Raw genomic sequence first — 26,856 nt, 5'->3', positions numbered from 1 at the left:
CCAAAGAACTTCAGCGATATCAGCCATACCCATTGGCGCACCTGGGTGACCTGAGTTAGCTTGTTGAACACCATCCATGCTTAGCGCGCGGATTGCATTGGCGAGTTTTTTTCTGTTGTTTGTTTCAGTCATTTTAACTCTCAAAAATTAATATAAATGTTCAAATTCTTGGATTGTTGCTTTGCCGCGTAGACGCAGGAAATTTAGAAAGCGGCTCGACGATGTCGATACAATTCTCTCTTCCGGTACTTGGTGTTTAGTGAGCAGGTCTATGGCTTTGTCGAGTTTTGAAATTTCCTCACAAAAGTGCGCGTCTGAACCCGTGGTGAAATACACACCTATTTCATTTCCTAGACGGACAATTTCGTCACAACGCTTGTCACTGCCCTTACGGCTTTTACCAGTTAGTGAGGTGTTGTTTACTTCGACAACAATGTTTAAGTCTTTCGCGCACTGTAAAACTTTGCGCATATCAAACGGGTAGTTAGGGTTCCCTGTATGCCCTAACACATCAATTCGGCCACTTTGCATAGCGTTGATCAGCGCTTCTGTGTGCGCTTCTTCCGTGGACGGTGAAAACACGGGTTCATGAAAGCTGGCAATAACCCAGTCCAAATGTTGGTCACTGGAGTTAGGAAGATCAATTTCCCCCTTTGTATTTAGAATGTTGGCTTCGACACCACGCAAGATGCCGACATCATGGAGAAATCGGGGCAGAATCCTTTGATTGTTAAAATACCAGTAATGGGGGGCACCTGGCATTTCAGGAGCATGATCCGTAATACAAAGAAGCTCCAGCCCCTTATTTTTTGCTGCTAACGCATTCTCTAAGACCGTACTGTAAGCATGGCCGCTAGCGATAGTATGAGTATGGGTATCAATGACTATTTTCATGACTCTCGTCCTCTATCGCTTAAATCTTGAAGGAACCATCTTGGTTTAGATATAGGTTCAAGTCTGCTTTTTGAGAGTTGTTCAGTACGTTATCGACGTTGATAGCATCTGACTTGTAGTAGAAGTCCAAGGCATCTTCCTCGGATGTACCACCGCGAATCTTACGGTTCACCAAACGAGCTTGTAAGAACTGAGGGTCGGTATCGATGAACACCGTGAAATCAGCAAAATTCTTTAACCCATTCCAAACCGGTTGATCTAGCAATAAATAGTTTCCTTCGATAACTACAATGTTCTTATCGACAATCAATGCATCGTCCACGGGATCGTGAAGATTTCGGTCGTAATAGGGCCATTTAGGCGCAGGGTCTTTTAACTGTCTTAGTTTTCTGACCAGTTCAGTCAGATTGAAGGTTTCATAAGCGCCCTTTATTGAGCGAAGTAATACTTCTTTACCATTTCGAGTCGTGCTATTGCTGTCTAAGATTTCATTTGGAAAGTGAAAGCCATCAAACGGTAATACTTGCAAGGTTTCTAGGGCTTCGTCTTGCTCTGACAGATGTTCCCAAAATGCTGCAAGTGTGGATTTTCCACTGCCTGGAGGCGCAGCAAGAAAGATAATGACTCGGTCTTGTTTTTCTTTGTAGAGTTTGGAGAATTTTTCGACTAGGGGTTTATGGATTTGTTCAACGTCGCTATTGGGAAATTCAGCTTGGGTTTCAAAGCCGCTAACGTTTAAATTCACTTTCATAGTGACACCTTACTGATGGATCTCCTCTTCTATTTTTTGAATGAGCATTTCACAAGACAGTTTAAGGACTGTGATGATGAGAGATTCGTATCTCATCTGTGAAAACGTCTCAAATGAAGAGAACTTAAGTTGTTTTAGAGATTCAATATAAAAGCTATCTTGTTGCGAAGATAAAATGGCTTGATTCTCGATAAAGTCATAAATCATGTCATCACTAAACGACACTTTTTCTGGCCTAGACAAGGCGTACTCCAGCACTTGGTCGTAAAGGCCGATATCCGAATAGGTTTCTAGCGAAATCTTACCCATTGCGAATACTAACTTTGACACCACATCTGTGGTCACGAGAGGCCCATCTTCTTTCAGCAACGGGTCCACAGCATACTCCTTCACTAGTTCGTCTTGTACGAATACCGATGGAAGTATGGCTTTTAATTTGAGGTTTATAATTTTGTTTGAAACTTGAAGAAAGGCGGTGGCGTTATCGCACTCATCCAATTTCTCCAATAAATCTTCAATTCGTGACAAAGTTTCTAACCTTTTGATTATGTGGTAACCGTGAGGCTACCACATAAATAAGCTTCGACTAAACCGTCAAACTCACGTCATAAAACTCCAGTAACGCTTTTTCTGCTTCTGCATTCCAAACATAGTTGTTTTGCTGCAAAATCGCGTCCAATTCCCCAAAGAATGGGTCACTGTCTTCTAGAGTCTTAAACTGGTCGATTGCTGTTAAAGGCAAGTCTATGTGAGGGTAAATCAGCTTCTTACCACCCGGAATATCGAGCTGGTTCAAAATCGTATCTGGTGCTGCTTGTAGGCCGCCTACATGGGTAATCATGAACGATGGATTGATCTTCCCTTTTGCAGAAAGGTCTAGAGACTCAATCATGTCTCCGGTAGAACCACCTGACGTCCCGACAATGTGAGTCGCTTCGTAGTGCACATTATAGAAGTTAAACGGTACTTTGAATTTCTTATCTGTAGGACCAGCAAAGAAGTTTAAACAGCCGTCGTTACCTAGCAACTCATCCGCTTGCTCTAATACTTGTGATACAGCGGCGTAGACCATAACGTCATCGTAACCTAATCCGCCGTTCAGTGATTTAAGGTACTCAACTGGATCTTCCACATTCGCCGTATTCACATAGTGAAGCTCAACACCATTCTCCGCCGCTGTGCTTACTGGAATTAAGCTCTCAGCGCGTGCGAGACGTTCCGCATCAATGTCAGTAACAACTAGTAGTTTAGGTTTTACTGGACCATTGATCGCGTAGTCGATAGCACCGATACCCATTGGACCAGCACAAGCGAGAAGCGCGAGTGACCCGCCCTCTTTGATACCCATATCATGTTCATACACGTAAGGAGTTGTATGGTAGCTCGCATGATAGGCGCCAATAATGCACGACATTGGTTCTGCTAGCGAAGCGTCAGCAAAGTATTTCCCTTCATAAGGAAGCACGCAGCCAAGGTCGATAGCGATTTTTGGGATAATTGAATAAGTAGCGTTACCACCAAATGTCTCGTAGCTGTAGCCGGCAGAATAACCCGATGGTAAGCCCATTGCTGGTTGAAGCACAAAAGAGTCACCCGGCTTGAACTTGTCTTTTAGGTTGTCTCCAACTTCAACAATGATACCGGCGTACTCGTGACCTGTGATAACTGGTGTTTCTGCAATATCTTCTGGTACACGCTTATGCTTGCTACCTAGAAGCGCTGCTTTATACGTTGATAAACAAACGCTGTTAGAAATATTTTTGACCAGTAGTTCATCCGCCGAAATAGCTGGTAGGTCAAAAGTGCGAAGTTGAATGTTCTTTTCTCCGCAGATGACAGCTGCCGTAGTTTCAACCATGTTCTCTCTCCTCATAGGGGCGCCGAGGCGCCCCCGAAATAATAGTTATTAAGCTTGTTGTTCGATAGTCACCAGCAGCTCATCTAGTGCTGGATCATTAATAAAGTTCTTGATAGTAATTACAGGCAACCCTGTTGCTTTCACTGCTCGACTCTCTAGGCTCTCATGAGTCACAACTATATCTGCGTCGCTAGGTACTTTTTCGATAGCGAAGTTCTTCACTTCGACATCGTAGCCCGCTTGTGTCAGTTTTCTCTTGAAGGTAGACGCTCCCATAGCACTTGAGCCCATACCAGCATCACAAGCAAATGCAACGAACTTGATGTTTTTGCCTTCAGCCGTAGCTTGAGTTGCAGCCGCCGTGTTGATAGCACCTTCCGCTTTCATGTCCTTCATATTGGTGACTGATTGCTCGAAGTCCTCTTCGGACTCTGTGCTCTTGGACATTTTCAGAATGGCACTCGCTACCAAGAAAGAAACAATTGTTGCTGTTGTCACACCAGCGATAGTCGCTAGGAAGCTTCCTTTCGGCGTTAGCGCCAAGTAAGAGAAGATAGAACCTGGACTTGGACCCGCTACTAGACCTGCATCAAGTAGATTGAAGGTTGCGATACCTGTCGCTGCACCAGCAATCATTGCTACGATCATAATTGGCTTCATCAACACATATGGGAAGTAAAGCTCGTGGATACCTCCGAAGAAGTGGATGATGATGGCACTTGGCGCTGAACGCTTCGACAAACCTTCACCAAATTTTGCATACGCAAGTAGCATACCTAGACCAGGGCCTGGGTTAGACGCCACCATAAAGAAGATGGATTTACCAGTTTCAGCCGCAGCTTGAAGACCTAGAGGGTAATAAATGCCTTGGTCGATTGCATTGTTTAGGAACAATACTTTTGCTGGCTCATTGATAATCGCAAGTAGAGGTAAGAAACCTGTTGCTACCAAAGCTTCAATGCCTGATTTAACGAACAAGTTTGCAGCAGTCACAGCAGGACCAACAATCTCATAAGCAAATAGGCACAAAAGCATACCTACGATACCCAGTGAGAAGTTATTCACGACCATCTCAAAGCCTGACGGGATACGGTGTTGGATTCGCTTATCCATTTGCACCACAACCCATGCACTAAGTGGGCCCATAATCATTGCACCAACAAACATTGGAATGTCAGCACCTACGATGACACCCATCGTAGCGATAGCACCCGCTACTGCACCACGCTTGTCACCAACAAGTTGACCACCGGTGTAACCGATTAACAGCGGTAACAAGTAAGTGATCATTGGGCCAACAATGCTGCCAAACGCTTCGTTAGGCATCCAGCCTGTAGGGATAAATAGCGCAGTGATAAAACCCCACGCAATAAATGCGCCTATATTGGGCAATACCATGGCGGTAAGATGTCCGCCAAATGATTGCACTTTCGCTCTCATATTTGTAGTCACGTTACATTCCTTATTAGCAGGTTTTTATAATATCCAATACTTCTGTTTTCGATTTTGCTGCTGCGAGCTTCTCTATATTTGTCTCGTCGACAAGCATTTCACTTAAAGATTGGATTACTTGAATGTGAGTATCTGAATCCTTGGCAGCTAAGGTTAGCAGTACGTTAGCGGGGCCAAGATCTGAACCAAAGTCTACTGGTTCAGGGAAGATGTGAATGCCTAAACCGGTTTTTAATACACCGGCCTCAGGGCGAGCATGCGGCATCGCGATGCCCGGGCACAAAACGTAGTAAGGACCATTGTCGATGGTAGACTGAATAATGGCATCAGCGTAATTCGACGTCACATAGCCCTTCTCTTCGAGGTATTGTGTTGTCGTTCTTACAGCCTGTTCCCATGATGTGTTATCATGTTCTACAACGTCTACTAGGTCATGGTCGATTAAGTCATACAGCATTGTCTTGTCCCATAATGAATGTCGTTTCGTTGAGTTCATTATGAGTTCTTTTCCAGGGGACATGCAATTCCGCACCAATTGCGATACAAATCACAAAAAACCACCTGTCAATAGGCAAGTAATGATCAAGTTAACATATTACAATTGAAAGTTTTGGTAAATATTTTATTTTAATTACAAGTCAATAGAACAAAGTTGATACATGCATCATTTTGGGATATTTCTTAAATTACATAAATATTGAACTTAATCACATTATCCATATTGACGATCGCTTTTATGTGATATAGAGATCATTACTTATAAGCACTTTAAAGCCTATTCCAGTCACTAGTAGCACACTTTTCACCAAATTAATAAAAGCAACAATAATTTGTTGCTCAGTTTCAGGTAACTTTACACTTCACTTTATTCTTCCACGATTGTGTTTGCTGATTTCTTTATTCTTGGAAGTAATAAGCCGCGTCTCAACCCTTCTGCCTTTTGATTGCTAGTCTATCCACTGAGAATATTCACATAACTAACTGATGAATATAAATATAACTTTATATTCACCCACTATTCATTCTTATGTCGTTAGGATTCGAGAAAACACATAGGAAGTACACAATATGAAGATCAAATTGAAATTACTCATCGCAACATTATTAGGTGCAATGGCGCTTTTCATTGGCAGTTTCACTTTCGTTTCAGCAGCAAAGCCACCCATTGACGGCAACGTCGCTAATGGAAAACAAAAATACGAGGCGCTGTGTATCTCCTGTCATGGTTCTAAGGGGCATGGTGATGGTGTAGCGGCTAACGCTCTGCCAAATGAACCAGCCGATATCGCTCAGAAGATCAATAAACCTTTCAAAACGCCCACCCAAATTGCGAATAAAGTGTTAGCGGGAAAAATCGACGAAGGTATGCCTGCTTTTAAGGGAGTACTTACCGAGAAAGATGCTATTGATATCTTGGCGTATGTGCAGTCCATTCAATAAACAATCTGAAAAGTTTAAGGATAAAAGGTTCACGAATCGTCAATCACGACTGTGAACCTGTCGATTAAAAATGAAGGGGTAGTAGCTCTAGTCCTAGCACTCCGCTGAAACTTGTCACCACCAGCAACGAAACTTTAAATACCGCTCTGGACCAATCAACATAATTGCTGCTATTCATATCGCGGAATGTAACTCGAGCCCAGAACGCACTCATCGCTCCTACTACAATCAGATATTCGTAGTTCGCCTCACCAACAAAGAAAAGTGCGGCAGCAACCGCGCAAAATGCCAACACATAGTGTCGAATATGTTGGTTCGCTTTATTCAAGCCTTCCTTAACAGGTAAAACAGGAATACCCGCTTGACGATAATCTTCCATTCGAAAAATCGCAATAGCGTAAGAGTGTGGCATTTGCCAAAGACAGAACAACAGGAACAATAAGACAGATTCAACGCTCAAATAATTAGTGACCGCTAAGTAACCGACAAGTGGAGGTACTGCTCCTGAGATACTTCCGATCAAGGTTCCATACACTGAATGTCGCTTGTACCACATGGTGTAAAAGAACACGTAGAAGACATAGCCGATGAGCACAACAACCGCAGATAGTGGATTGGTCATCTGATATAACAACGCTGTACCAACAAGCAAGAGGAATAGCGCGTAAACAAACGCGACATCCATATTGACATAACCCTGAACTAAATCGCGATGTTTAGTTCGCTCCATCTTCTGATCAATATCCCTATCGAAAATATTGTTCACAACACAGCCTGACGCTATGACTAGCCCCACACCAACGAGTGCTGCAAAGAACAAGGTAATATCGACATGCTCACTTTTAGCGGCAAGGAAAAACCCTGCCGCTGTTGAGACCATGTTGCCAAAAATAATACCTGGTTTTGTAATCGTCAGATAATTTTTGAGCATACTGCCTCTACATCATCATGTTCATATTCATGTTGTACATTATCCACAGCGACCCGGCGATGAGGATAAACACCACAACGATGGTGAACAGCAACGAAACCAAATTCCACTGCCCATCAGAGGTCTTCGCTTCCATATGTAGGAAGTATTTGAAGTGAACAAACACCTGAACAATCGCGCAAGCAAATAAAACAAAATACGTTGTACTCGCTGGCAGAGATTGTGCCCAAACCAAATAGAACGGTACTACGGTCAGTACCAAAGCCGCACAAAACCCTTTGATGTAGTCTGATGCAGCTATATCTGTATTACTGCTCATGACATGACTCCCAGTAAATAAACGATGGTAAATACACAGATCCAAACAATATCTAAGAAGTGCCAGAACAGGCTTAAACAACTAAAACGCATCGTCATGTTGCTGTTTAACCCTTTCTTCGACAACTGGTAATAACACACCGCCATCCAGATCAAGCCAAATGTCACATGAAGGCCGTGAGTCCCAACTAAAGTAAAGAATGCTGACAAGAAAGCATTGGTTTGAGGTCCATATCCTTCAACTATCAGGTGATGAAACTCATACACTTCCATGCCAATAAAACCTAGCCCAAGCAGAAAGGTTACTTTCATCCACAACTTGAGGTTGGTAATATCCTGACGCTTCATCGCAATCATGCCAAAACCAAACGTGATACTACTCAGTAGCAGCAACATGGTTTCTACGAAGACAAACGGCAACTCAAACAGTTCTCTCGCTAATGACCCCGTCATAGGGTTACTGGCAAGTACCGCATAAGTAGCGAACAACGTTGCGAAAAGCACGCAGTCACTCATCAAGTAAATCCAGAAACCAAACAGCTTGTTATCACTATGATCGTGGCTATCATGAACTGGTGCACTCACACTACCCTGCATAATTCACCTCCATATCGTCCTTCTTATTTCCGTCGGCATGAGTGTGTTGCTTGGCTAGTTCAAACTGCTGTCGTCTAGCGTTTTCGATGGCTTCGATTTCCTCAACCTCGACGTAATAATCCACATCATCGTTGTAACTATGTTTGATACAACTTACGACAATGCCAACGAAACTAATGGCCGCTAACCACCACATGTACCAAATCATTCCAAAGCCAAAGGCCAGTGCCCAAGCTGAAATATAGATACCTGTCGGCGAATTTTTCGGCATGTGAATACGTTGATATTCCACTTTCTTCATTGGATCAAACTCACCGCTTTCTTTCTGATACCAAAATGCATCAATTTGGTCGCCTTTTGGTAAATGTGCAAAGTTATAGAACGGCGGAGGTGACGAGGTTGCCCATTCAAAGGTACGGCCGCCCCACGGGTCTCCAGTGAGATCGAGATGCGCTTTTCTATCACGAACACTGACATAGATTTGAATGAACTGGCACACAACGCCGAGTGCAATTACGGCAGTTCCTGCTGCTGCAACAGCAAGTAATGGGAAGTATTCAGGGTTGATATCTTGACTAAGACGTCGCGTCATCCCCATAAAGCCCAGCGCATACAAAGGTAAGAACGCCATCAAGAAGCCAATAATCCAGAGATAGAATGCTCGTTTGCCCCACGTCTCATTCATCATGAAACCTGTTGCTTTCGGGAACCAGTAAGTGATAGCAGCAAAGCAACCAAACACCACACCACCGATAATCACATTATGGAAGTGCGCAACTAGGAAGACCGAGTTGTGTAGTACGAAGTCAGCACCCGGTACCGCCATCAATACACCAGTCATCCCGCCGACCGAGAAGGTAATCAAGAAACCTAGTGTCCATAACATTGGCGTGGTAAAGCGTACTCGTCCCTTGTACATAGTGAACAACCAGTTAAAGATCTTCACCCCTGTAGGGATCGAGATAATCATGGTCGCAATGCCGAAGAATGCATTGACGTTTGCACCAGATCCCATGGTAAAGAAGTGATGTAACCAAACGACAAACGCCAAGATAGTGATCGCAATGGTCGCCCAAACTAGTGAGGTATAGCCAAACAGTTTTTTGCGTGAGAACGTCGCTGTGACTTCCGAAAAGACACCGAAAATTGGCAGTACTAGGATGTACACCTCTGGATGTCCCCATGCCCAAATCAAGTTGACGTACATCATCATGTTGCCGCCAAAGTCATTGGTGAAGAAATGCATTCCTAAGTAACGGTCTAAAGTCAACAGCGCAATGGTAACCGCCAAGATGGGGAATGAAATAATAATCAGAATATTGGCGCACAAAGATGCCCAAGTGAATACCGGCATTTTCATTAACGGCATAGATGGAGTTCGCATGCGCAATATAGTGGCAAAGAAGTTCACACCGGTTAAGGTTGTTCCGACACCAGATATTTGTAACGCCCATATCCAATAATCGACCCCGACCCCGGGGCTTGCATCAATCCCTGACAATGGTGGGTACGCCAACCAACCTGTGCGACCAAATTCACCAACACCAAGCGATAGGTTGGTGAGTATCACGCCAACAATAAACAGCCAAAAACTGAGATTATTTAGATAAGGAAAGGCGACATCTCGCGCTCCTATTTGCAAAGGAACGACGATATTCATAAGACCAATCACAAGTGGCATGGCAACGAAAAATATCATGATCACGCCGTGTGCAGTAAAAATCTGGTCATAGTGGTGGGGTGGCAAGTACCCGGCTTCACCAGCAGACGACAGCAGTTGTTGGCTGCGCATCATCACCGCATCAGAGAAGCCCCTAATCAACATCACCATTGCCACAGCGATGTACATGAATCCCAGTTTTTTATGGTCAACTGTGGTAAACCATTCATTCCAAAGATATTGCCACTTTTTAGCTTTAGTAATGGCCGTGACTAATGCTAATCCAGCAAGCGCAATCACGACTAAAGTGACAACAATAATCGGCTCATGGTATGGAATCGAATTGAGCGATAATCTTCCAAACATAACGTTTATCCTTCGTGTTCGGGTAAACGGTTCATCGAACCTGGATACTGAGTTACAACATCATTAAACAGCGCGGGAGGGACACTCGAATAAAGACTGACAGGATCAGCCACACTCGGTTCTGCCAGCGCTCGATATTGCTGCCAGTTTTCGATCTGTTTTGGACTGTGTTTCACTTTGTCCACCCATTGAGAAAAGGCCTGTTTGTTTTCCAAAGCGGCGGCAGTGAATTTCATTTCGGAGAACCCTTTACCGCTGTAGCTAGAAGCAAAGCCTTTGTAATCTCCTTGATGGTTCGCAATCAGATTTAGTCGCGTCACCATGCCGGGCATCGCGTAGATCTGAGAGCCGAGCCTCGGGATAAAGAACGCATTCATAATGTTGTCAGAAGTGATTTTGAATGTGACCGGAACATCCTTAGGAAAGGCTACATAGTTAACCGTTGCTATCCCTTGTTCTGGGTAGATAAACAGCCACTTCCAATCGAGTGAAACCACTTCGATTGTTAAAGGTTTTTCTGGATGTGGGATTGGTTTAGATGGCTCTAAAGCGTGAGTAGAACGCCAAGTGATAACCGCCAAAATCGCGATAATAATAATCGGGATAGTCCAAACCACCACCTCAATTTTGGTCGAGTGAGCCCAGTCTGGAGCGTACTCTTCTTCGGTGTTAGTTGAACGATACCGATAAGCAAAATAAACCGTCATCAGAATCACAGGAATGACAACTATCAACATCAGCAAAAGAGCAGTGATGATCAGCTCTTTTTCTTGAACGCCAATTGCACCTTTGGGGTCAAGTAAAGCAGAACTGCATCCAGAAAGAGTAAGTATGGCAGTCGCCACACCTCCCCTAAGCAAGATGCTTTGATATCTTGAGGCTTTCATTAACTTTCTCGAGTATATTCGGGCTTGACTACATTGTCGGAACTCGTTGTCAAAACCCATTAGTTAGAATTATGTTTTTGTTGAGCGTGTGTAAGCAAAATCATCAAGGTGAAGCGTAAAACCCATGCTTCAAACATGGATTTATTGTTACACTTTGAAATATATTGTTACAGCAAGTGCATTATGCGTAGATAAAATGTGAAGCACATCTGTCGTATTTGAAATCTAAGCTTGCGTGAATCAAGTTAGACAACGGGATGTGATAGTAAGAACTGAGGCGAGATAGCATTACTATCTAATTGATATTAAATAATTAAAAAGGTACTTGAAGGTATATTTACGTTGTTATCAAATGCGTTCAATAACACGTCATTTGTTGCATTATTGTTATCACCACAACGATGGAAATGTGATTTTATTCATGAATTTAGGATTTCAATTTAACATATAAATTACACTGCAATTCACATAAACCCTTATTTCTGTAAAATAATCATCTCATCTCCGACCCATTGAAGTAATTGTTTAGTCGCTTTAGACAAGATTTGATTCTGACGAACAATGTAACCAAGGTTCGTTGTCGGGAAATCAGATAACGGCGTAACATCTGTCTGAATATTTCTTTTCGTTGACAGCGCAAACTCAGGGATAATTGCCACCCCAAAACCAGCTTCAGCCCAATCAATTTGTGCATCAACGCTCCCTACTTCCATCACACGATAATTTGAAAGATTTAATCTAGGTAACGCGTCATCAATTAGATCCCGCGTTCGGGTGTCATGGCCAAGCAGAATCAAAGTAATTTCGCTTTGATTGGCGATAGCTTGTTGAAACCCTTCACCAAACGCCACCCATTTGACCTGTTGTAACTCTACAAAGTGCAACGGCTGAGATTGCTGTTGGGAAATAACAAATCCCACATCGGCCTCAGCCTTTTTAACTAAATCTGCTGCTTGAGATGACGTGGTATTTAAAAGCACGATATCCATTCCAGGATAAGCATTTCTGAACAGTTTAAACGCACCAATAAGTAGCATACGTGAAATAATATCGCTTGCTGCTACGGTGATGGTTCCCTTGTCTAACTCATTAAGTGCATTCAGATCGGATTGACACACCTGTAACTCTTCCAACGTCTTGATACTGCTTTGTAGTAAACGCTCACCCGCTTGCGTGAGATGAAAAGGATTACGATCTAACAGTTTCACGCCTGTTGTTTGCTCTAGCTGTTTTAACTGTAAGCTCACGTTAGGCTGAGTCATGTGCAACGCATTGGCCGCTTTACCGAAATGCTTGTATTCAGCCAACGTTACAAACGTCTTTAACCAATGAATATCTAACATTTTTCTTCCCTCTTAATGCGTGAGTTAGTCAATAGAATAATCATAGTTCTGATATGAGTTTCTTATTGACTTAATAATTATAATTAATTTTTCTTATTTACACTACAGGGTTAAGCTGACTCCCTAATCAATTAGGAGAACTTATTATGTCGTCTATCGTTGTTGTAGGTGCTAACTGGGGTGATGAAGGCAAAGGCCGCATCGTTGACTTTCTAGCTGCAGACGCGTCTGCAAGCATTCGCTTTCAAGGTGGAAACAATGCGGGTCACACTGTAGTCAATGACTTCGGTACCTTCAAACTGCACCAACTTCCTAGTGGCATTTTTAATCCTGATTGTACCGCTGTGCTTGGCCCGGGTATGGTCATCAGCCCTGCCGCACTAAGTGAAGAAATTGCTGAGGTCGAATCAGCAGGCGTTAAAATTAATCTATGTATTTCAGACCGTGCGACATTATGTCTGCCTCTTCACGCTCTTGAGGATACTTTAGAAGAGCAACGTCTAGGCGATGCCGCTTACGGTTCAACTCGACAAGGTATCGCACCAGCTTACGGCGATCGTGTGATGAAAAAAGGTATTTTAGTCGGTTGGTTACAACAGCCTGAAGTCCTAGAGCAACGCCTTCAATTTATGCTCGATTGGAAAATGCCTCAGCTAAAAGCGCTTTATCCACAATGTGACTATTCACAAAGCGCAAACGAAATCACTGAATGGCTACTAGAGGTGACCAAATCTTGGCGTCCATTTATTTGTAATGTCACCGAACCACTAAAAGCACTGCAAGCTAAAGATGCGAACTTGTTGTTTGAAGCACAGTTAGGTGCAGGTCGCGACCTAGTATACGGTGAATATCCTTGGACAACGTCATCTAACGTAACAGCCGCTTATGCAGGTATCGGCAGTGGTCTACCAGCCCTTAGACCTGAACGCGTGATCGCGGTAGCTAAGGCATTTAGCTCATCCGTTGGGACAGGTACATTGGTTACAGCGATGGAAGAGCAAGATAACTTCCGTGAAAGCGCTAACGAGTTCGGTGCAACAACGGGTCGCCCACGTGACATGGGTTTCTTTGATGCCGTAGCCACCAAAAACGGCGTTGAGCTACAAGCGGCCACAGAAATTGCACTCACGAAAATCGACTGTTTGACGGGCTTAAAAGATTTAAAAATCTGCGTCGCATACGATGGCGAACATACTGAAAACCCTATTTGGCCTCAAACGGCTGCACTGGCTCCAGTCTACGAGCAAATGGAAGGATGGGATGAAGACATCACCGGCTGTCGTAGTTTCGAGGAGTTGCCAAAAGCAGCTCAAGATTATGTGACACGTATCGAAAGCTTAATGGGTGTGCCTGTACGCATGGTATCCGTTGGTCCAGAGCGTGACCAGATGATCATTCGCGATTAACAGCAGCGAACTTCACAGGTAAAAAAGCCCAGCTCGATAGCTGGGCTTGTTGCATTTTATAACTTTAAAAGTTGGTGCGAATGAATCACGTACTATTACGACTTTATTTTTAATTTCAGTAAAGTATGACCTAAACCAATATCGTCAGTACGTTCCACCACTTCTAATCCGGACTCTTCGACAATTTCTAAAAAGTCTTCACTGCGATAGAAACGACTATTACCGTTTGCTAGACAGGTGAAATATAGAGACGTCGCGTTCAAACTAAACGACGCCGCATCGTATTTCTGTGCATCCCAAAATAACTCAAGAATATAGACCGTTGAATCTGGAGTCAGCTGAGAACGAACATTTCTTAAAATCGTTAGAATCTCCATTGGAGAGAAACAATCTAAGAACTGGCTCATCCACCAGACATCTGCTTTCTCAGGTAAGGCTTGAGACTTGTCCAGCATGTTAGCAGGGAAAGGATGTACACGCTGTGCAAAGCCATTGTCTGCCACATTCTTCATTGCCACATTAAGCTGTTGAGGCAAATCGACTATTGTTACTTCAACATCGCTATTGTAGCCACAACATTGCATCGCCCATTTACCGGTGTTACCACCAATGTCCACAATATGTTTCGGCTCTTGGCTAAACACTTCTTTCAATAAAATAGGAAACGATCTGTCCGAGTAGAAATGGTCAAACTTGAACCAACTCTCTTTTGCTTTCTCTGGCAACTGAGACAAGCCTTGATATATGGTTTCCCATTCACCAAGTTCCTTTAAACCCGCAGGCTTGCCTTCTTTAATCGATTCCGTCAAATGCATCATAGCTGCGTAACAAACATCAGCTGTGAAATCCATATTTGCCTGAGTCATACCATCATGAAGCAAAAAGAAGCCCATATTAGCTAGCGAATAGTTGGGTTTGTTCCACAATACGATATGGGCACTGATTGCCATGTCGAGTAGTACTTTGACACCATACTCAGAGACACCAGTTGCTTGGGCAATTTCAGGAGCACTTAGTCCCTGCTCTCCCGCTTTATCGAGCTCAGCTAAAATCCCTAGGTCTCGTAAAGTGCGAGCGGCTTGAAATACAATTGGGGCAAAAGACAGCTCTTGAGCCGCTGTCTTTGCTTCAAATGCATTGTATGGATCAATATTTTGTTTTGACACATCAATTCCTGGTGGTTGTTCTGTTCAATTATTTTGCTGCTGCGATAGCGGCAAGTTGCTTTCTTATATCAGTATTCAAATTGTTGATCCAGCGATTGTAATTTCTATGAATTTCGCCGTCTGCAGCTTTTAGGTTCTTAGAGCTTACATAAGTAATTGAATAGAATTTATTAGTGTAAGGAATTTTAGCTTCAGCTTCATGGCTACGAACCAGAATTGCTGCTTTTAAAACGCCTTCTTCAGGTTCAGTGATCACCCAACCGCGATTCGTCGCAGCTTCGGTAATCGCCGACTTGACTTGTGCTGCGGTCAAATCATATGTTACCGGCTCATTGTCAAAATTCAGTACAGGTTGGACTCTTCCACAACCTACTACAACCAATGCTACAACAACTGCCATCGCGAACTTTAACGCTTTCATATTAATTCCTTACATTTTAGTTTATAAAACGATATAATTATCCAGTCGTATCTAAATAAATCAATACCTTATGTCAAATTCAACTCCATTAATTTCCTTTCACCTTGACGCATGGAGTGCAAAATCAAACGGTCTGCATACTTTTTCTGATTGGCAAGATTGGTACCACACAGGCAACTGCCCTAGCGAAGGCACGTTAGAAGTGAACCGCATACCTGCCATGATGCGCCGTCGTATGAGTACATTAAGTAAGCTGGCCGTCCAATGCGCACTTGAGCTTATGGAAGAACAGGATATTGATTATATTGTTTTTTCTAGTAGACATGGTGAGCTACGACGCAGTTCCGAATTAATTAAAACTATTGTCAGTGGTGACGACGCGTCTCCAATGGCTTTTTCTCAATCTGTACACAATACGGCAGCCGGACTCACTACCATTGCAGCAAAGAAGGCCATTCCAGTCACTTCCATTGCAGCATCGGACAATACGTTTAATAGTGCATTAATTGAAGCGTGGAGTTACTTAGAAGAAAACCCTGAACATCGAGTCTTGGTTGTAGATTTTGATGAACCTCTACCTGAGATTTATCAACAATTCAAAGATCAAGAGTTTTGCGGCTATAGCCTTGGTTTGGTATTGTCTCGCGGTAATTCGATACAAGTCCCTCCCGTAACGGTGTCTAATCAACCGCAAGCTTTGGACTTTCTTCGACATCTTTTAGCCTCAACGCAGTCATAACCTAAAAATAATCGCATGATAGTGAAGTCTCTATATCTAAAAGTGAATCAGATCTGGCGCATTGCTGCGACAGGCTTTTGCTTTAGTGTGTTTGGCATTGGGGGATTAGTGCTTAGTTTTGTCCTAATTCCGTTCATTATCCGAACCACATCTGAGACAGAACTAAGAGAACATCGCGTACAGGCATTGATTCAATCTTCTTTCCATGTATTTTGTCGGTTAATGAAATTTACTGGTGCTATCGATTACAAGATAACTGGCGCTGATGTGTTAGAAAACGACCGCAATTGCCTAATTGTGGCTAATCACCCAAGTCTAATTGATTACGTTTTGATTGCCTCGCAACTTAAGCAATGTGATTGCTTAGTGAAAAGTGCAATATGGCGTAACCCGTTTATGAAGCACATCGTCCAAGCGGCAGGCTATATTCCTAATGAAGCCCCAGATGATGTTATTACAATTTGCGAGCAACGATTTGATCAAGGCAACGTGTTACTCGTTTTCCCTGAAGGAACACGCACCACTCCTGGTATCGAATCAAAGCTACAACGAGGTGCGGCTCAAATTGCCGTGCGTACTCAGCGTGATTTGCGGGTAGTTCACATTACTGTAACTCCCTCTTTTCTCACGAAACAAAAAAAGTGGTACCAAGTTCCAGAGACCAAGCCCTTTTTCCATGTCGAAATAAAGGGTAAGATTGAAATCACGCCCTTTATTGAGCAAACTAATTCTCCGACTTTAGCGGCAAGAAAACTAAACCGTTATTTGGCCGAAGCGATTTTCCCCGAAAATGAACACCAATAAGTAGGACCCTGTGGAAGCACTACAAAACCAAATCAAACAACTAATTATTGACGCCCTAAACCTTGAAGATATTACTATTGACGATATCGAAACTGATGCACCATTGTTCGGTGATGGTCTGGGCCTAGATTCCATTGATGCTCTTGAACTCGGCTTAGCCATTAAGAAAACGTTCAATATCGTAATTGACGCGGACGATACCAATACACGTGAACACTTTGCATCTGTAGCAAACCTTGCAAAGTACATTTCGTCTCAAACTAGCAACTAATCGATAGATATCAGCATGACAGAATTAAACCAACAGCAAGTATTTGACCAAGTAAAAGACGCTCTCGTGGAGCTGTTTGAAATTGACGAAGCGGATATTCAACCTGAAGCTCACCTTTATCAAGATCTTGATTTAGATAGCATTGATGCTGTTGATCTAGTAGTTCACTTGCAAAAAGTAACGGGCAAAAAAATCAAGCCTGAAGAGTTCAAAGCTGTACGCACCGTTAATGACGTTGTGGTCTCTGTGACTGAGCTATTGAAAGATAAATAATGCGAGCTTTGCTGACCATACTGTCTGCAATCGTAATTTTTGCCTATCCTTTTGCCGTCTACTTCGGTGCAGAACGATTTGGTCTCCAAGCTATCAGTCTGATTCTTATCACAGTATTTGTGGTAAGAATCGTTTCTAGCAAGCAGGCAAAGTTCAAGGAACTCAAACAGCTCGCATGGATAAGTGGCCTCACTGGAATCACGCTTAGTGTATTAGGTGCTCTATTTAAACAGCACGGATGGCTAACCTTTTATCCCGTCGTCGTTAATCTTTGTATGTTGGCCGTTTTCGCCATCAGTTTAACGCAGCCACAATCCATCATCGAGCGTTTTGCTCGTCTTCAGGAACCCGACTTACCCGCAAGTGCCATTTCTTATACTCGAAATGTTACCAAAGTATGGTGTGCCTTTTTTATTATCAACGCGGGCATTGCTCTCTACACTTGCTTTCAAACGCTAGAGGTTTGGACTTTGTACAACGGATTGATTAGCTATCTAGCAGCCGGAAGTCTTTTTGCAGGTGAGTGGATAATCAGACAGTTTGTACGCAAGGATTAATTCAATATGGCAAATGTTGAGCAGATGAACCGCACTACCAACACACACCAGACGCTTGCGCACTTGCTCTGCACCTCTAAAATCGGTGAAGACATTGTCGCATTCGATATGGAAAAACAGTGGACTTGGCAGCGATTTTTACACGACATTCGTGCCACGAGTGACATGCTCGAACACTCGACCTCACAGCGCGTTGCAGTGTGCACACTAGATAGCTATCAATTTGCCGTTGGATTCTTAGCCTGCTGCTACGCGGGCAAAAGTGTGGTCCTTCCCGGTAACTACCAAAATTCGGCATTGACTGAGCTTTCCTCCCAATTCGATTTATTACTCCATGACGCTGGCATTGAACCCATTGCGACCAAGCCATGCGAAAAGGTCGCTATTGATTCTCACCTTGAGAACCTAGAATCATTTTCCGCCCTTGACTTAAAGCAAGTTGAAATCATCTTATTTACTTCTGGCTCGAGTGGAACACCTAAAGCTATTGTTAAAACACTCGAGCACTTAGACACAGAAATTGCCATCCTAGAATCTATTTGGGGCGATCTGCTGGGCAATGCCCTAGTCGAAAGCACGGTCTCTCATCAACATATCTACGGATTGTTGTTTCGCGTACTTTGGCCACTATGCACTGGGCGTGCATTTGCTTGCCGAAACCTAGAGTATCCTGAGCAAGTGATGACTCATGCGTCGGCCAATCGTGTGCTAGTGAGCAGCCCAGCTCTACTCAAGCGGTTATCGACCCAGACAGCCCCTGCTGAGATACGCGCCTTGTTCTCATCAGGAGGACCATTACCTTACGACGCCGCGAAACACGCGCACGGACTTTTTGGACAATTACCTATCGAGGTCTACGGAAGCACGGAAACTGGTGGTATTGCCTATAAGCAACAATACAGTCCAAGTGAATTTTGGCGACTATTTCCCGGCATCGAAGCTGAGCTAAATCACGAACAATGTTTAAAGCTCAAATCACCACATATTGATGCTGACAACTGGTACCAAACTGCGGATGCTTGTGTATTTCATGATGCACAACGCTTTGAATTAAAAGGACGAACCGACCGTATTGTCAAAATAGAAGAAAAGCGCATTTCGTTAGTTGAAGTTGAAAAACGTCTCGATCAGCTAGACTGGATTTACGAAAGTGCCGTATTCTGCTGTCACGATCAACAACGCTTGTCACTCAATGCTGCTATCGTACTCACGCCCGCGGGTCTTGATAAGCTTAAATCCCTAGGGAAAGGTAAATTTTGGCTACTGCTGCGCGCGGAATTGAGGCAATGGATTGAGCCAATCGCGGTTCCACGACGTTTTCGAGTCGTTGCAGAAATACCATTGAACAGCCAAGGTAAAAGGCAAGTATCTGAACTCGAGAAGCTTTTTGCCGACTCGCTATAGTTCGTTTATCTCAAAGAACACTGCTTACATTTACACGACTTACATTTAAAAGACTAAGACCGACACGACCATGACAAAAAGAAAACCGACCGTACTAAATTCTGATGTACAATCAGCGTCTGCAACGCTTTGTATTCAAACAGACGCCGATATTCTGGATTTTTGCGGTCACTTTAATCACTTCCCTTTACTTCCTGGTGTAACTCAAATTGATTGGGCACTCCACTACGCTGTTGAGTACCTTAACGTTCCTTCTGCATTTAAAGGAATGGAAGTGATTAAATTTCAAGAGCCTATTCTGCCTGATGCAATCATCACACTGACTCTGAATTGGAATGAAGAGACGCAAAAGTTAGCGTTTAAATATTCCTCAATATCTGGAGAAGACATCGTCGTGCATTCCTCCGGTAAAATGAAACTAGGTAGTTCGAGTGAGTAACAGCAAAGAACGTGGACATGCAGAGAGCATCCAAGAACAAGGCCGTCAGTATCAGCCTTGCTTTCTCATACCATGTTTTAATCATGGCTCTACTGTCGAAAGTGTAGTGAAATCGTTAAAGCCATATGGTTTTGCAATCATCCTTATCGACGACGGCAGTGACCAGACTACAAAAACAGCGCTTAACGCCGTGGCTATCGCTCATGATGTGCACCTTATTACCCTTGAACAAAATCAAGGGAAAGGTGGCGCCGTGATGGCAGGGATTCGTCATGCAAGTTCGCTAGGGTTCACTCACGCCATACAAATTGACTCTGATGGTCAACACGATTTAGAGTCACTGCCTGTCTTAATCGAAACATCACAAAACCAGCCATATTCGCTTATCTCTGGCAAACCGGTTTATGACAGTAGCGTCCCAAAATCCCGTTTGTATGGGCGCTATATCACGCACTTTTGGGTTTGGGTTGAAACACTTTCGCTGTCAATAAAAGACAGCATGTGTGGCTTTAGAGCCTATCCGGTTGAGGCTACTCTCAATGTTCTCAATCGATACAATATCGGCACGCGAATGGATTTTGATATTGAGATCTTGGTTCGTATGTATTGGGAAGGTTGTGACATTCAGTTTATTGATACCCGCGTTATGTACCCAGAGGGTGGTATCTCTCACTTTGATGCCTTGTGGGACAACGTAAAGATAAGCAAGATGCATACGAAGTTGTTCTTTGGCATGTTACCGCGTAGCCCTAAGTTGATCGCCCGCCATTTTCACAACCAAAATGTGAACACGCCTCATGGCTCTTCAGACAAATCGGGTGCTCATTGGTCAACACAAAAAGAACGTGGCACCATTGTCGGTATCAAAACCTTACTTTGGGTCTACCGTTGGCTGGGGCGTCGAACTTTCAATCTCGTTTTACCCATGGTTATTGGTTACTACCATTTAACCAATGCCCGAGCCCGTAATGCTTCGCAGCAATACCTCGCCAATTTAAGGCACTACGCGGAATGTCGCAACATTGCTTTGCCAGATGATGTAACCAGTCAGAAACACCTATTGTCGTTCGGTCATACCATGCTCGACAAACTGGCAGCATGGCAAGGGGATTTCTCTCTAGATAATCTAACGATTCATGGCCAAGAGCAGTTTCAGCCTTTGATTGATAGCCAACGAGGTGTTTTATTACTGGGCTCTCATCTTGGTAATATTGAGTTGTGCCGTGCTCTCAGCCAGCGCTATTCTCATATCAAAATTAATGCCTTAGTTTTCACAGAACATGCTGAGCAATTTAACTCAGTAATGAGAGCCATTAATCCAAACTCTGACCTTAACCTAATTCAGGTCAGTCAGATGGGCCCAGATACGGCGATCATGCTGCAACAAAAAATCGAGCAAGGCGAATGGGTCGTTATTGTTGGCGATAGAACATCGACAAGCAAAGAGCAACGCTGCGTCTGGGCCGACTTCTTAGATAAACCGGCTCCTTTTCCTCAAGGGCCGTTTATGTTGGCGTCGGTGCTCAAAGCTCCGGTCTACCTTATTTTTGGTTTTCGAGACGATAGCCGCAAAGAACCACACTTTAATGTCTATTTTGAGCACTTTAGTGACGAAATAGCCTTACCACGTAACAATCGACAAGACGCTTTGGAACACGTTGTCCAGCGGTATGCGAACCGCTTAGAGCACTATGCCGTAAAGTCGCCACTACAGTGGTACAACTTTTTCAACTTTTGGACGCTAAGTAAGCACAATGACCAAGAAAAATAACATCACCTTCGGCGCAGAGCGCCTTTCTATTGAAGACGTCGTCGCCATTTCTGCTGGCGCAACGGCTAGTATGAATAGCGCTCCTGAGTATGTTGCCAAAATTGACCGCAGCGTGGCTTTTTTAGAACGTCTTCTTAAAGAAGAAGGCGTTATTTACGGTGTCACCACAGGGTATGGCGACTCATGTACTGTTGCCATTCCACCAAACCTTGTCGATGAGCTGCCACTTCATTTAACTCGTTTTCACGGCTGTGGTTTGGGCGACATACTCACTCATGAACAATCTCGCGCTGTGCTTGCGACCCGTTTATGCTCATTAGCACAAGGTATGTCAGGCGTTTCTCACGATCTACTCAACCAAATTACAACGCTGATCAATCACGATATAGCACCAAGAATTCCTCAAGAAGGTTCTGTAGGTGCCAGTGGTGACTTAACACCGCTGTCTTACCTTGCCGCGGCCCTCATCGGTGAACGAGATGTACTGTATAAAGGCGAGATTCGTGAGACTAAAGACGTCTTTGACGAACTGAACATCAAGCCTATCACGCTGCGGCCAAAAGAAGGCTTGGCACTCATGAACGGCACCTCTGTGATGACAGCTCTCGCTTGTTTGGCGTATAAGCGTGCAGAATACCTTGCACAACTATGCACCAAGATCACTGCGATGGTTTCAGTGGGGATCCACGGCAATGATTTCCACTTTGATGAAGCACTATTTGCTGTAAAACCGCACCCAGGTCAGCAGCAAATTGCAGCGTGGCTACGTGATGATCTTCAGGCTGAGCGACCGCCTCGTAACAGTGACCGTCTGCAAGACCGCTATTCATTGCGCTGCGCACCACATGTCATTGGTGTTGTTCAAGACTCACTGCCTTGGTTACGACAGCTGATTGAAAACGAGCTTAACAGCGCCAACGATAACCCGATCATTGACGGTGATAACGAGCGCGTACTGCACGGAGGTCATTTCTATGGCGGACATATAGCTATGGCAATGGACACGCTCAAGACGGGTGTTGCCAACCTCGCAGACTTACTTGATCGTCAAATGGCACAGTTAATGGATTACAAGTTCAACAATGGCTTACCGTATAACCTAACGGGCGCTGAAGGTGAACGTAAGCCTATTAACCACGGCTTTAAAGCGGTACAAATCGGCATCTCGGCTTGGACAGCTGAAGCTCTAAAACACACGATGCCAGCGAGTGTTTTCTCTCGCTCTACAGAGTGTCACAACCAAGATAAAGTCAGCATGGGTACCATTGCTGCTCGTGATTGTTTACGCGTTTTAGAGCTCACTGAGCAAGTTGCCGCGGCTTCTTTGTTAGCTGGTATTCAAGCCATAGAACTCAGAAAACGCCAAAATGAGTTAGATGAACATCATATGAGCGACAATCTGAAGGCAATTCGAGAATCCATATTAAGTGAGTTTGAAATGGTCATTGAAGATCGTCCTTTAGAAGCGGAATTGCGCCATTTCATGCAGCGCATACAACAGCGCCACTGGTCTCTTTATTAAGCTAAATTTACCGTTACAACGTAAATCATTCTCTGGTTAAATTGTTTAGTTAACCCCATGGGTTTATACAGTATTAGGAATCGTTATGACTGATATTCAACATCCGCTTACGGCTGAGGTCAACATCATTACCTCTTTTCAAGATGCGGATCCTATGGGCGTCATCTATCACGGGAATTTCTTTCGATTTTTCGAAGAAGCCCGCCGAGTTTTGATGAGTAAAATTAGCTACGATTATCGTGCCATGCAAGCCTCTGGCTATGCGTGGCCGATCATTGATACTCGAGTGAAATACGTGAAAGCCATTCCCTTCAATCATGAGATCCGAATAACGGCAGAGTTAACTGAATGGGAAAACCGTCTGAGAGTCGACTATGTGATTTACGACGCGCAAACTGGTGCTCGTATGTGTAAAGCGCATACCACACAGGTGGCAGTAGCCATTGAAACTGAAGAGATGTGTTTCGTCTCTCCAACGATATTCACAGACAAAGTTGAGCAATGGCATAAGCAAGGACATTTCAATAATGAAAATTAGACAAAATATCCACGTTAGACGCTATTGTTCAGCCTTGAGAACTATAGCTACAATGATGCTGCTCATTGCTTCTCCTTTTGCGTTGGCCCAAGTTAACACAATGGAAGAGTTGCAACAGCAACTCGCTCAACATCCTATCGTACGTGGCGATTTTGAACAGAAGCGCACGCTCGCAATGTTTGACCAACCTTTAACTTCAACGGGTCAATTTACACTCGATAAAACGCACGGTTTATTATGGCGGCAAGATGTGCCCTTTACGGTGCAGTTAGTGTTAACAAAAGACAAGTTACGCCAGACTTTCGCGGACCAACCTGCACAAGTTATCACAGCAAAGGATAATCCTATGGCATTTTATTTTAGCCATATTTTCCTAGCCGTGTTTCATGGTGATACCGACCAGCTTAAGCAGCAATTTGATATGACGTTTAAAGCCGACAATGGCCAATGGACCTTAGCTTTAACGCCTAAAGCCGCACCACTCAATGCCGTTTTTAATACCATCACACTAGGTGGAAAAAGCGACCTTGAACGCTTAACACTGCAAGAGATACGTGGCGATAAAACCGACATCCTTTTCAGCAACCAAAGCTACCAACCTGAAAGCTTAACGGATGCCGAACAAACTCAATTCAAGTTCTAACATTATGCGCCGCCTACAGTTCACTCAAACACGTTGTTATCAACTGGCCACATTGTGGGCTGGCATCGTTGTATTTGCTGTTTTCTTACTGATCAAGCAATGGGGATTCTCAGCGACCTCACCAATTGAGACTGACATTCTAAAGCTGCTCCCCGTCAACCAGCAAAACCCTATCGCGGAAAGTGCATTTAATAAAGTGACAGCCAGTATGAGTGACAAAGTGGTGTTTGTGCTATCGACTGACGGTAACTCAAAAGAGCACTCGTCTCTCTACAACGCTGCAAACGCTTTTGCTAATCAACTGAAAGACAGTCCCTATTTTGCTTCGGTCACTGCGAAAATATCGCAAGACCAACAAAAGCAATGGGCTCAATATTACTTTCAACACCGCTGGCAGCAACTGACCAAAGATCAAAGAGAGCGACTAACCACTAACCCTAGCGCCCAAACACAACAAGTTATTCAAGCGATTTACAACCCATTTTCTGGCGTTACGGGTAGCGAATTGGAGAATGACCCTTTTCTACTGTTTCGCGATTATTTAAGTCAAGTAAGTCACTCTTCTTCAGCGTTCCAATTACTGAACGGTTTCTTAACCACAGAATATCATGGCAAAACCTATTTACTGGTGACGGCTGAACTCAACGACTCACCTTATAGTATGAAGGCGCAGAAAGCCGTGCCTGACATCGAGCACTGGCAGCAGCAGCTCAAGCACAAGTTTGACGTTGATGTTGCACATACTGGTGTACTTTTTTATGCCGATTTCGGTACTCGCAGTGCTAAGTCCGAAATCAGTACAATTGGCGTATTTTCGCTCGTTGGCGTAGTGCTGTTAATTGTTCTCGTTTTTCGAAGTGTCGTGCCACTTGCTCTAGCACTTCTTTCAGTATCCATGGGTTTGTTGGTTGCTTTAGCAGTGACAACAGCGATATTTGGACAGGTTCACCTATTTAGCTTAGTGTTTGGTGCTAGCTTGATTGGTGTGTCTATTGATTATGCCTTTCACTTTCTTACTGACCGTTTAGCAGCGGGTAATAATTGGAACAGCCTTAAAGGGTTGCAACATATTTTTGTAGCGATCACTTTTGGGCTACTCACTAGTCTAATTGGTTACCTAGGTTTATTAATTGCCCCTTTCCCCGGCTTACAACAGTTGGCATTGTTCTCGGCAATTGGACTGATCTCGGCCTATGTCACTGTAGTCGCGTGGTACCCAATCTTAGCAAAAACACCAAGTCAGCCGCGTGCTCTGCCGGGTCAGAAGTTGAGTCAGCTGTGGCTTGGCTATTGGCAGAATCGAAGTGTCTGGTTGGGCCTACCTCTGGTTGTTTTGCTGCTAAGCGCTATCGCTGTCACCAAAGTACGCTATAACGATGACATCCATCAGTTGCAGGCGATGCCAGCGGACTTAAAACAGCAAGAATCTACTATTTCTGGTTTAACCGGAATGCAATCCTCTCAGCAGATGTTAGTGATTACCGCTCAAAACAACGAAGCGCTAATGCAAACTTTAGAATCGCTAGAGCCGCAATTGGACTCGTGGCAAGACAATCACGTGATTACCGGTTACCAAAGTCTAAGCCGCTACCTTCCTTCACAGCAAAGACAGGCACAAGATTTTGAGTTAATTCAGAATTTATACGCAGATCAAGCCGAACCATTAAAAGCGGCGCTGCAAATAAGTCAGTTGCCGCCCATGGCGAAACAGCCTCAATTGATCACGTTAACTGACTACCTTAAACAGGCGGTATCTGAGCCAGTTCGTTTCTTATATCTCGGCGATATCGAAGGTAAAGTCGCCTCAGTGATTTTACTAAAAGATGTGTCTAGCGCTGAAAGTATTAAACAGCTAGCCCACCAGCATAACAACATCACCTACCTGAACAAGGCAGAAGAAGTGTCTGATCTTTTTGCTCAATACCGAGTCAAGATTATGGAGTTGTTGGGTTTTGCCATTGCAACTATAGCCGCCGTTTTAGTGTGGCGCTATGGTCCGACTCACAGCATACGAATCCTTCTACCCTCACTCATCGCATGTGTTGCAGGATTGGCCGTGACAGTGTTGTCTGGTGGAGAATTAAACCTGTTTAACCTACTGGCACTGATTCTAATCATTGGTATTGGCATCGATTACACCTTGTTTTTTGCTGAACAACAGCGATGCCAAAGCACCTTACTAGCGATCACGCTTTCTGCTATCACGACATTATTGTCATTCGGTTTGCTGTCTTTGAGTCAAACACACGCTATTCACAGCTTCGGAATTACCGTATTAGTCGGTATTTTCGTGGCTTGGCTGCTCTCGCCTTTAGCCATTGTTGATAATAAGGAAATGAAATGACCTTAACCTTTTCTCCTACTCTGGCTCACACACCGATAAAGATTATTAATAGGCTAAAGCA

29 protein-coding genes are annotated in these 26,856 nt (G+C 43.9%); 14 read left to right on the top strand and 15 right to left on the bottom strand.

Features of this window, described 5'->3' with window-relative positions; all coding sequences use genetic code 11:
* The 7 genes from L2W36_RS05700 to L2W36_RS05670 form a co-directional block, all read right to left on the bottom strand.
* On the bottom strand, positions 1-132 hold a 132-nt coding region (locus tag L2W36_RS05700), incomplete at its 3' end, for a hypothetical protein (RefSeq protein ID WP_236109536.1).
* A 15-nt stretch (positions 133-147) separates the two neighbouring features.
* Positions 148-894 carry a phosphatase gene (locus L2W36_RS05695; RefSeq protein WP_006071815.1) on the bottom strand — a complete coding sequence of 249 codons (747 nt, stop codon included), beginning with the start codon at positions 892-894 and terminating at the stop codon, positions 148-150.
* 19 nt (positions 895-913) lie between these two features.
* Positions 914-1,645 (bottom strand): nucleoside/nucleotide kinase family protein, encoded by a 732-nt coding sequence (locus L2W36_RS05690; protein ID WP_236109530.1) that lies wholly within the window; start codon positions 1,643-1,645, stop codon positions 914-916.
* 9 nt (positions 1,646-1,654) lie between these two features.
* Positions 1,655-2,173: an MltR family transcriptional regulator gene (locus L2W36_RS05685; protein ID WP_006071819.1), complete on the bottom strand. Its 519-nt coding sequence runs from the start codon at positions 2,171-2,173 to the stop codon at positions 1,655-1,657.
* A gap of 58 nt (positions 2,174-2,231) precedes the next feature.
* Positions 2,232-3,503 (bottom strand): zinc-binding dehydrogenase, encoded by a 1,272-nt coding sequence (locus L2W36_RS05680; protein ID WP_236109529.1) that lies wholly within the window; start codon positions 3,501-3,503, stop codon positions 2,232-2,234.
* 48 nt (positions 3,504-3,551) lie between these two features.
* Entirely contained in the window at positions 3,552-4,955 is a 1,404-nt protein-coding gene (locus L2W36_RS05675; protein ID WP_086027628.1) for a PTS mannitol transporter subunit IICB, read from the bottom strand.
* Between the two features lie 13 nt (positions 4,956-4,968).
* Positions 4,969-5,412 (bottom strand): PTS sugar transporter subunit IIA, encoded by a 444-nt coding sequence (locus L2W36_RS05670; protein ID WP_038222468.1) that lies wholly within the window; start codon positions 5,410-5,412, stop codon positions 4,969-4,971.
* Positions 5,413-6,023: 611 nt separating this feature from the next.
* Between L2W36_RS05670 and L2W36_RS05665 the strand changes: the two genes are divergently transcribed.
* Positions 6,024-6,395, top strand: a complete 372-nt coding sequence (locus tag L2W36_RS05665; protein ID WP_231896597.1) for a c-type cytochrome — start codon at positions 6,024-6,026, stop codon at positions 6,393-6,395.
* A gap of 64 nt (positions 6,396-6,459) precedes the next feature.
* Here L2W36_RS05665 and cyoE read toward each other — a convergent pair whose 3' ends face one another.
* The 6 genes from cyoE to L2W36_RS05635 all read right to left on the bottom strand — a co-directional run bounded on the left by cyoE (position 6,460) and on the right by L2W36_RS05635 (position 12,497).
* Complete coding sequence (cyoE, locus tag L2W36_RS05660) at positions 6,460-7,326, bottom strand: heme o synthase (RefSeq protein WP_236109528.1); 867 nt, start codon at positions 7,324-7,326, stop codon at positions 6,460-6,462.
* A 7-nt stretch (positions 7,327-7,333) separates the two neighbouring features.
* On the bottom strand, positions 7,334-7,645 hold the full coding sequence (cyoD, locus tag L2W36_RS05655) for a cytochrome o ubiquinol oxidase subunit IV (protein WP_006071828.1): 312 nt from the start codon (positions 7,643-7,645) through the stop codon (positions 7,334-7,336).
* On the bottom strand, positions 7,642-8,241 hold the full coding sequence (gene cyoC / locus L2W36_RS05650; RefSeq protein ID WP_236109527.1) for a cytochrome o ubiquinol oxidase subunit III: 600 nt from the start codon (positions 8,239-8,241) through the stop codon (positions 7,642-7,644). Before cyoC ends, cyoD begins: the two co-directional genes overlap by 4 nt.
* Complete coding sequence (gene cyoB / locus L2W36_RS05645) at positions 8,231-10,267, bottom strand: cytochrome o ubiquinol oxidase subunit I (protein WP_236109526.1); 2,037 nt, start codon at positions 10,265-10,267, stop codon at positions 8,231-8,233. Before cyoB ends, cyoC begins: the two co-directional genes overlap by 11 nt.
* Before the next feature lie 5 nt (positions 10,268-10,272).
* Positions 10,273-11,154: a ubiquinol oxidase subunit II gene (gene cyoA, locus L2W36_RS05640; protein ID WP_124939862.1), complete on the bottom strand. Its 882-nt coding sequence runs from the start codon at positions 11,152-11,154 to the stop codon at positions 10,273-10,275.
* Positions 11,155-11,630: 476 nt separating this feature from the next.
* Positions 11,631-12,497 (bottom strand): LysR family transcriptional regulator, encoded by an 867-nt coding sequence (locus L2W36_RS05635; protein WP_006071838.1) that lies wholly within the window; start codon positions 12,495-12,497, stop codon positions 11,631-11,633.
* Between the two features lie 146 nt (positions 12,498-12,643).
* On the opposite strand from L2W36_RS05635, the gene L2W36_RS05630 reads away from it, so the two are divergent.
* Positions 12,644-13,903 carry an adenylosuccinate synthase gene (locus L2W36_RS05630; protein ID WP_236109525.1) on the top strand — a complete coding sequence of 420 codons (1,260 nt, stop codon included), beginning with the start codon at positions 12,644-12,646 and terminating at the stop codon, positions 13,901-13,903.
* 95 nt (positions 13,904-13,998) lie between these two features.
* On the opposite strand, the gene L2W36_RS05625 is transcribed toward L2W36_RS05630, so the two are convergent.
* Positions 13,999-15,069, bottom strand: a complete 1,071-nt coding sequence (locus tag L2W36_RS05625; protein WP_006071841.1) for a class I SAM-dependent methyltransferase — start codon at positions 15,067-15,069, stop codon at positions 13,999-14,001.
* Positions 15,070-15,097: 28 nt separating this feature from the next.
* Entirely contained in the window at positions 15,098-15,490 is a 393-nt protein-coding gene (locus L2W36_RS05620) for a hypothetical protein (RefSeq protein ID WP_006071843.1), read from the bottom strand.
* Positions 15,491-15,560: 70 nt separating this feature from the next.
* Between L2W36_RS05620 and L2W36_RS05615 the strand changes: the two genes are divergently transcribed.
* From L2W36_RS05615 to L2W36_RS05560, 12 genes are all read left to right on the top strand, one after another.
* Positions 15,561-16,229, top strand: coding sequence for a beta-ketoacyl synthase chain length factor (locus L2W36_RS05615; protein WP_124939864.1), 669 nt, complete (start codon positions 15,561-15,563; stop codon positions 16,227-16,229).
* Positions 16,230-16,244: 15 nt separating this feature from the next.
* Positions 16,245-17,033, top strand: coding sequence for a lysophospholipid acyltransferase family protein (locus L2W36_RS05610; protein WP_236109524.1), 789 nt, complete (start codon positions 16,245-16,247; stop codon positions 17,031-17,033).
* Positions 17,034-17,043: 10 nt separating this feature from the next.
* A complete protein-coding gene (locus L2W36_RS05605; RefSeq protein ID WP_006071847.1) occupies positions 17,044-17,304 on the top strand; it encodes a phosphopantetheine-binding protein in 261 nt (86 codons plus the stop codon).
* Positions 17,305-17,319: 15 nt separating this feature from the next.
* Positions 17,320-17,577, top strand: a complete 258-nt coding sequence (locus tag L2W36_RS05600) for an acyl carrier protein (RefSeq protein ID WP_006071849.1) — start codon at positions 17,320-17,322, stop codon at positions 17,575-17,577.
* On the top strand, positions 17,577-18,134 hold the full coding sequence (locus tag L2W36_RS05595; RefSeq protein WP_236109523.1) for a hypothetical protein: 558 nt from the start codon (positions 17,577-17,579) through the stop codon (positions 18,132-18,134). Before L2W36_RS05600 ends, L2W36_RS05595 begins: the two co-directional genes overlap by 1 nt.
* Positions 18,135-18,158: 24 nt before the next feature.
* Positions 18,159-19,538, top strand: coding sequence for an AMP-binding protein (locus L2W36_RS05590; protein ID WP_236109535.1), 1,380 nt, complete (start codon positions 18,159-18,161; stop codon positions 19,536-19,538).
* 70 nt (positions 19,539-19,608) lie between these two features.
* Positions 19,609-19,977 carry an ApeI family dehydratase gene (locus L2W36_RS05585; protein WP_236109522.1) on the top strand — a complete coding sequence of 123 codons (369 nt, stop codon included), beginning with the start codon at positions 19,609-19,611 and terminating at the stop codon, positions 19,975-19,977.
* On the top strand, positions 19,970-21,748 hold the full coding sequence (locus tag L2W36_RS05580; protein ID WP_236109521.1) for a glycosyltransferase family 2 protein: 1,779 nt from the start codon (positions 19,970-19,972) through the stop codon (positions 21,746-21,748). The genes L2W36_RS05585 and L2W36_RS05580 overlap by 8 nt, the downstream gene beginning before the upstream one ends.
* Positions 21,732-23,270, top strand: a complete 1,539-nt coding sequence (locus tag L2W36_RS05575) for an HAL/PAL/TAL family ammonia-lyase (RefSeq protein WP_006071859.1) — start codon at positions 21,732-21,734, stop codon at positions 23,268-23,270. The genes L2W36_RS05580 and L2W36_RS05575 overlap by 17 nt, the downstream gene beginning before the upstream one ends.
* 85 nt (positions 23,271-23,355) lie before the next feature.
* Positions 23,356-23,808, top strand: a complete 453-nt coding sequence (locus L2W36_RS05570) for an acyl-CoA thioesterase (protein ID WP_088877568.1) — start codon at positions 23,356-23,358, stop codon at positions 23,806-23,808.
* Positions 23,809-23,860: 52 nt separating this feature from the next.
* Positions 23,861-24,451 (top strand): outer membrane lipoprotein carrier protein LolA, encoded by a 591-nt coding sequence (locus L2W36_RS05565; RefSeq protein ID WP_236109534.1) that lies wholly within the window; start codon positions 23,861-23,863, stop codon positions 24,449-24,451.
* A complete protein-coding gene (locus L2W36_RS05560; RefSeq protein ID WP_236109520.1) occupies positions 24,423-26,795 on the top strand; it encodes an MMPL family transporter in 2,373 nt (790 codons plus the stop codon). The genes L2W36_RS05565 and L2W36_RS05560 overlap by 29 nt, the downstream gene beginning before the upstream one ends.
* Positions 26,796-26,856: the final 61 nt, after the last annotated feature.

The sequence above is a fragment of the Vibrio sp. McD22-P3 genome (genome assembly GCF_021568915.1).
GTDB lineage: Bacteria > Pseudomonadota > Gammaproteobacteria > Enterobacterales > Vibrionaceae > Vibrio > Vibrio mediterranei.
The sequence above is the reverse complement of the archived record's forward strand: the minus strand, read 5'-3'. Positions and strand labels throughout refer to the sequence as shown.

Coding starts and splice junctions, on each gene's coding strand:
- L2W36_RS05620 (WP_006071843.1), bottom strand. CDS start 15,490: ATGAAAGCGTTAAAGTTCGCGATGGCAGTTGTTGTAGCATTGGTTGTA.
- L2W36_RS05670 (WP_038222468.1), bottom strand. CDS start 5,412: ATGCTGTATGACTTAATCGACCATGACCTAGTAGACGTTGTAGAACAT.
- cyoC (WP_236109527.1), bottom strand. CDS start 8,241: ATGCAGGGTAGTGTGAGTGCACCAGTTCATGATAGCCACGATCATAGT.
- L2W36_RS05680 (WP_236109529.1), bottom strand. CDS start 3,503: ATGGTTGAAACTACGGCAGCTGTCATCTGCGGAGAAAAGAACATTCAA.
- L2W36_RS05600 (WP_006071849.1), top strand. CDS start 17,320: ATGACAGAATTAAACCAACAGCAAGTATTTGACCAAGTAAAAGACGCT.
- cyoB (WP_236109526.1), bottom strand. CDS start 10,267: ATGTTTGGAAGATTATCGCTCAATTCGATTCCATACCATGAGCCGATT.
- L2W36_RS05590 (WP_236109535.1), top strand. CDS start 18,159: ATGAACCGCACTACCAACACACACCAGACGCTTGCGCACTTGCTCTGC.
- L2W36_RS05630 (WP_236109525.1), top strand. CDS start 12,644: ATGTCGTCTATCGTTGTTGTAGGTGCTAACTGGGGTGATGAAGGCAAA.
- L2W36_RS05560 (WP_236109520.1), top strand. CDS start 24,423: ATGCCGAACAAACTCAATTCAAGTTCTAACATTATGCGCCGCCTACAG.
- L2W36_RS05665 (WP_231896597.1), top strand. CDS start 6,024: ATGAAGATCAAATTGAAATTACTCATCGCAACATTATTAGGTGCAATG.
- L2W36_RS05570 (WP_088877568.1), top strand. CDS start 23,356: ATGACTGATATTCAACATCCGCTTACGGCTGAGGTCAACATCATTACC.
- L2W36_RS05690 (WP_236109530.1), bottom strand. CDS start 1,645: ATGAAAGTGAATTTAAACGTTAGCGGCTTTGAAACCCAAGCTGAATTT.
- L2W36_RS05610 (WP_236109524.1), top strand. CDS start 16,245: ATGATAGTGAAGTCTCTATATCTAAAAGTGAATCAGATCTGGCGCATT.
- L2W36_RS05635 (WP_006071838.1), bottom strand. CDS start 12,497: ATGTTAGATATTCATTGGTTAAAGACGTTTGTAACGTTGGCTGAATAC.
- cyoA (WP_124939862.1), bottom strand. CDS start 11,154: ATGAAAGCCTCAAGATATCAAAGCATCTTGCTTAGGGGAGGTGTGGCG.
- cyoD (WP_006071828.1), bottom strand. CDS start 7,645: ATGAGCAGTAATACAGATATAGCTGCATCAGACTACATCAAAGGGTTT.
- L2W36_RS05615 (WP_124939864.1), top strand. CDS start 15,561: ATGTCAAATTCAACTCCATTAATTTCCTTTCACCTTGACGCATGGAGT.
- L2W36_RS05595 (WP_236109523.1), top strand. CDS start 17,577: ATGCGAGCTTTGCTGACCATACTGTCTGCAATCGTAATTTTTGCCTAT.
- L2W36_RS05585 (WP_236109522.1), top strand. CDS start 19,609: ATGACAAAAAGAAAACCGACCGTACTAAATTCTGATGTACAATCAGCG.
- L2W36_RS05695 (WP_006071815.1), bottom strand. CDS start 894: ATGAAAATAGTCATTGATACCCATACTCATACTATCGCTAGCGGCCAT.
- cyoE (WP_236109528.1), bottom strand. CDS start 7,326: ATGCTCAAAAATTATCTGACGATTACAAAACCAGGTATTATTTTTGGC.
- L2W36_RS05565 (WP_236109534.1), top strand. CDS start 23,861: ATGATGCTGCTCATTGCTTCTCCTTTTGCGTTGGCCCAAGTTAACACA.
- L2W36_RS05575 (WP_006071859.1), top strand. CDS start 21,732: ATGACCAAGAAAAATAACATCACCTTCGGCGCAGAGCGCCTTTCTATT.